The 4,813-nt window shown below is 64.3% G+C and carries 4 protein-coding genes; all 4 read left to right on the forward strand.

Annotation, left to right across the window (positions count from 1 at the left end; genetic code table 11):
• The first annotated feature begins 35 nt into the window (after window positions 1-35).
• A complete protein-coding gene (locus Q0L57_RS06140; RefSeq protein WP_296739577.1) occupies window positions 36-1,610 on the forward strand; it encodes an NAD(P)/FAD-dependent oxidoreductase in 1,575 nt (524 codons plus the stop codon).
• A gap of 95 nt (window positions 1,611-1,705) precedes the next feature.
• A complete protein-coding gene (locus tag Q0L57_RS06145) occupies window positions 1,706-3,232 on the forward strand; it encodes an ABC transporter substrate-binding protein (RefSeq protein ID WP_296739580.1) in 1,527 nt (508 codons plus the stop codon).
• A 69-nt stretch (window positions 3,233-3,301) separates the two neighbouring features.
• Window positions 3,302-4,309 carry an ABC transporter permease gene (locus tag Q0L57_RS06150; protein WP_296739583.1) on the forward strand — a complete coding sequence of 336 codons (1,008 nt, stop codon included), beginning with the start codon at window positions 3,302-3,304 and terminating at the stop codon, window positions 4,307-4,309.
• A partial coding sequence (locus Q0L57_RS06155; protein WP_296739586.1) for an ABC transporter permease occupies window positions 4,302-4,813 on the forward strand: 512 nt, incomplete at its 3' end. The genes Q0L57_RS06150 and Q0L57_RS06155, both read left to right, overlap by 8 nt.

Below are 4,813 nucleotides of genomic sequence, written 5' to 3' on the forward strand. Positions count from 1 at the left end.
ATTATCTTTAAGCATAAAGCATTTTGGGGCGGGGCGTGAGCGAGTTCGACGCCATCTTTGTCGGGGCGGGCCACAACAGTCTGGCATGCGCCGCGCATCTGGCGCTCAAAGGCTGGAAAACCGCGATTTTCGAGCGCGGCCAGACGATCGGCGGCGCAGTGCAAACCGGCGAATACACGCTTCCGGGCTACCGGCACGATTTCGGCGCGATGAATCTGAGCCTGTTCGCCGGCTCAGCCTTCCACCGGAAATATGCAAATGAATTGAAAACCCACGGTCTCGACTTCGCGCCTGTCGCCGACTGTTTCGCCAGCGTATTCCCCGACGGCAAATGGTTCGGGGTCAGCAACGATCTCGAAAAAACCGCCGCGCGACTGGGCGCCTTCTCCGCCGCCGATGCCGCCACCTGGCGGAGGCTGGTCGATGCCTTCCCGGGCGAGGCAGAGCACCTTTTCCGGCTGCTCGGCTCGCCGATGAGCGCGCGCGCGCTTGCAGGCACGGCCTGGAACCTCTGGCGCAAGAAAGGTCTTGCCGGCGCGCTCGACACCGGCCGGTTGCTGCTCTCATCGCCGCGCGCATGGCTGGAGGAGAATTTCGAGACGCCGCATGTCAGGACGACGCTCGCCGCCTGGGGCATGCATCTCGACTTCGCCCCCGACATCGCCGGTGGCGCGGTGTTCCCCTACCTGGAATCGATGGCCAACCAGAGCTTTGGCATGGTGTTGGGCAAGGGTGGCGCCGACACCATCATCCGGGCGCTTGCCGGAATGGTCACCTCGGCAGGCGGCAAGATCCTGACTGGCGCGGAAGTGGCCGAGATCACGATTGCGGGCGGCCGCGCGAGCGGCGTGCGGCTTGCATCCGGCGATTTCCACGTTGCCAGCAAGGCCGTGATCGCCGGTGTCGCGCCCAGGGCATTGCCGGGTAAGCTCCTGCCCGGCGGTTCCGGCGACGCCGGCTTCGATGCCGCGATGAAAAAATTCCGCCACGCGCCAGGCACGATGATGATCCATCTGGCGCTGAACGACCTGCCGGACTGGAGCGCGGGCGCCGAGCTCCGCCGGTTTGCCTATGTGCATCTGGCGCCTTCGCTCGACACCATGTCGCGCACCTACCAGCAGGCGATCGCCGGTATGCTGCCCGACCAGCCTGTACTGGTTGTCGGGCAGCCGACGGCCGTCGATCCGTCACGCGCGCCTGACGGCAAGCATGTGCTGTGGGTGCAGGTGCGCATGCTGCCGGCCGAGATACTGGGCGATGCGGCCGGCAAGATCGCGCCAGCCCATTGGGACGCGGTGAAAAACGCCTATGCCGAGCGAGCGCTCGACATCATCGAGAGCTACGCACCGGGCCTGCGCCAGAAGATACTGGGCCGCGCGGTGTTCTCACCACTCGACCTCGAGCGCGAGAATCCAAACCTCGTCGGCGGCGACCAGATCTGCGGCAGCCACCATTTGGCGCAGAATTTCCTGTTCCGCCCCACGCGTTCCTTCGCCCGCTGGAACACGCCGGTGGGCAACCTCTACCTCACCGGCGCGGCGACGTGGCCCGGCGCCGGAACCGGTGCCGGATCCGGCTTCATGCTCGCTCAACAACTCGGAGGACAGTGAGCCAAGGACCTCCAGGATGGACAAGGCGCGGTTGCCCACCAGCTTGAGCCTATTGAACGCCGCGCGAACAAGACAAACCAACAAGGGGAACGACCATGACCATCAACAGACGCGATTTGCTCGGATATGGCGCCGCCGCGCTCGGCGCGGCCACGCTCGGCCTGCCGAGCGCGGCAAAAGCAGCCGGCGAACTCACCATCGCCTATAACGTCAACCTGCCGTCCTGGGATCCGACGACCGGTCCCTCGGCGGTCAATCCGACCATCCAGGGCCTCTACCAGTCGGTGTTCGACCAGTTCATCCCGCAGAAGCCGGACCTGTCGTTCGCACCAGGCCTGCTCACCCAATGGGGCTGGAACGAGGACCGCACCAAGGTGACGATGACGGTGCGCGAGGGCGTGAAATGGCATGACGGCTCTCCCTTCACGCCGGAGGACGTCGTGTGGTCGCTGACCCGGGCGGGCGACGAGAAGACCGGCAACCCGATCCAGTTCGTCTGGAAGAACGTCAACAACTTCAAGATCGACGGCAACAAGATCACCGGCGACGTGGTGCAGTTCGACCCGGTCTATTTCAAATGGATGTCGTTCCTGACCGGCTACATCATGCCGAAGGCCTACTACCAGAAGGTCGGCGCGGAAGGTTTCGAGAAGGCGCCGATCGGCACTGGCCCTTACATGGTCGACAAGTTCGAGCGCAACGCCTTCCTGCGGCTCAAGGCCAACCCGAACTACTGGGGCGCCAAGCCCGCCTTCGAGAATGTGACGATCAAGTTCGTCACCGATGCGGCAAGCCGCGTCGCCGAGATCGAATCCGGCTCCTCGCAGGTGACGCTCGAGATCCCGTACGAGGAATATGACCGCCTCATCAAGAAGAGCGGGCTGACCGGCTCGATCAAGAACGTCTCCGACATCGGCATGATCTTCTTCAACAACAAGGACGCGATGCTGGACAAGAATGTCCGCCAGGCGGCGGTCATGGCGGTGGACAAGGAGCTTCTGGTGAAGCGGCTGCTGCGTGGCTACGGCCAGCCGATTTCGACACTGGAGACGCCGGAATACGCGGCCTTCGACCCGTCGATCAAGGTCGAGCACGATCCGGAAAAGGCCAAGGAACTGCTTGCCGCTTCCGGCTATTCGCCCAAGAAGCCGGCAAAATTCACCATCCAGACGACCAAAGGCTTCAAGCCCAAGGACTATGAGATGGTGCAGGCGATCGTGGGCATGTGGCGCAAGGTCGGCATCGAGGCCAACATCGAGGTCTACGAGATCGCCAAGCATTACGAGTTGCGCGCCGCGCACAAGCTGGCGCCGGCCGCCTTCTACAACTGGGGCAACGCCATCGGCGATCCAACGACCTCGACCGGCTTCGCCATGTTCGGGCCCTCGCCGCACTCGTCGTGGAAAACCGACGACCTCGACGCCAAGATCGGCCCGCTTTGGGGCGAGAAGGACGAGGCCAAGCGCATCGCCGGCTGGAAGGCGGTCGACAAATACATCGCCGAGCAGGCCTATGTGCTGCCGCTTATCCAGTATGCGCAGCCGATCGTTCATTCGAAGAAGGTGAATGTCGTGCAGCACATTTCCGGCGCGCTGCTGCCGGCGCTGATGACCCCGGCCTGATGGCGGCATAGACTGCGTGCGCGCCACCGTCCGGTGGCGCGCCTCTTTCCGCCAGGCCTACAGGCGACCATGCTTCCGCAACGATTCCTCATTCGTCTCCTGACGATGCTGGTCACGCTGTTCGGCGTGGCCATCGTCGTCTTCGTCGTCATCCGCGTCGCGCCCGGCGACCCGATCGCCATGATGCTGCCGCCGGGCGCCAGCGACGCGGACATCGCGCGGCTGCGCGCGCTCTACGGGCTGGACAAGAGCATCGTGCAACAATTCTTCATCTGGCTCGGCGGCGTGCTGCATGGCGATTTCGGCACGTCGATCTCGCTGCGCCAGGACGTGCTGGGACTGGTCTTCAACCGACTGCCGGCGACACTGGAACTGGCGACCGTAGCGCTGGTGATGGCGATTGCGATCGGAGTGCCGACGGCGATCGTCGGCGCGCGTGAACGGGGCACAGCCATCGAAGCAGCAATCGACGTCGCAAGCGGCGCGACGCTCTCCATTCCCGACTTCCTGTGGGGACTGGTGCTGATCCTGCTCTTCGGCGTGCTGCTGCCGGTATTCGACATTTCGGGCCGGGTATCGCCCGAACTCGACCTGCCCTTCGTCACGCAATTCTACCTCGTCGAGAGCATCCTCAGGCTGCGCTTCGACCTGACCTGGGACCTGCTGAAGCACATGCTTATGCCGGCTATTGCGCTGGCGTTGCCACTGGCCGCGATCATCGCACAACTGCTGAAACAGTCGCTGAAGGAAGTGCTCGACCTCGACTATGTCGTGCTGGCGCGGGTCAAGGGCTTTTCGGAAACGCAGGTCATCCTGCGCGAGGCGCTGAAGAACGCGGCGCTGCCGACGCTGACGCTGGTCGGCGTGCAATTCACTTTCCTCATCGGCGGCACGGTGATCGTCGAGCGACTGTTCTCCTATGAAGGTCTCGGCAACATGGCGATCGACGCGGTCATCAACCGAGACCTGCCGCTGATCCAGGGGATCGTGCTGGTCTTCGCGCTGCTCTTCGTGCTGATCAACCTTGCCGTCGACATGATGTATGCGCTGCTCAATCCGAGGCTGCGCCATGGATGAGGCCCGCACCTCGCGTCGTGGCTTGAGCCCGCGGCTGTGGCTCGCCGGCGGCTGGCTGCTGATCGCGCTGCTGGCGGCGATCTTCGCGCCACTGATCGCGCCGCAGGATCCGCTGGCGCAGGACCTGATGCTGGAGCGACTGCCACCCTTCTGGCTGGACGGCGCCGAGCCCGGCTACTGGCTTGGCACCGACAGCCTCGGCAGGGACCTGCTGTCGCGCGTTATCTTCGGCGGCCGCATCGCCTTCATCGTCGCCTTCGCCGCTGCATCGGCAGCTTGCCTCGTCGGCTCGGCGCTGGGGCTGATAGCCGGCTATTTCGGCGGCTGGGCCGATCGCATCATCTCGCGCGTGGTCGATGTCTGGATGGCCTTCCCGCCGGTGCTGTTCGCAATCCTTCTGGTCGCGGTTCTGGGCACGGGCCTGAGCTCCGTCATCATCGCGATCGCCGTCATCGACTGGACGCGCTTCTGCCGGGTGATCCGCGCCGAGGCGATGAGCCAGGC

This window comes from Mesorhizobium sp., from assembly GCF_024509055.1.
Taxonomy (GTDB): Bacteria; Pseudomonadota; Alphaproteobacteria; order Rhizobiales; family Rhizobiaceae; genus Mesorhizobium.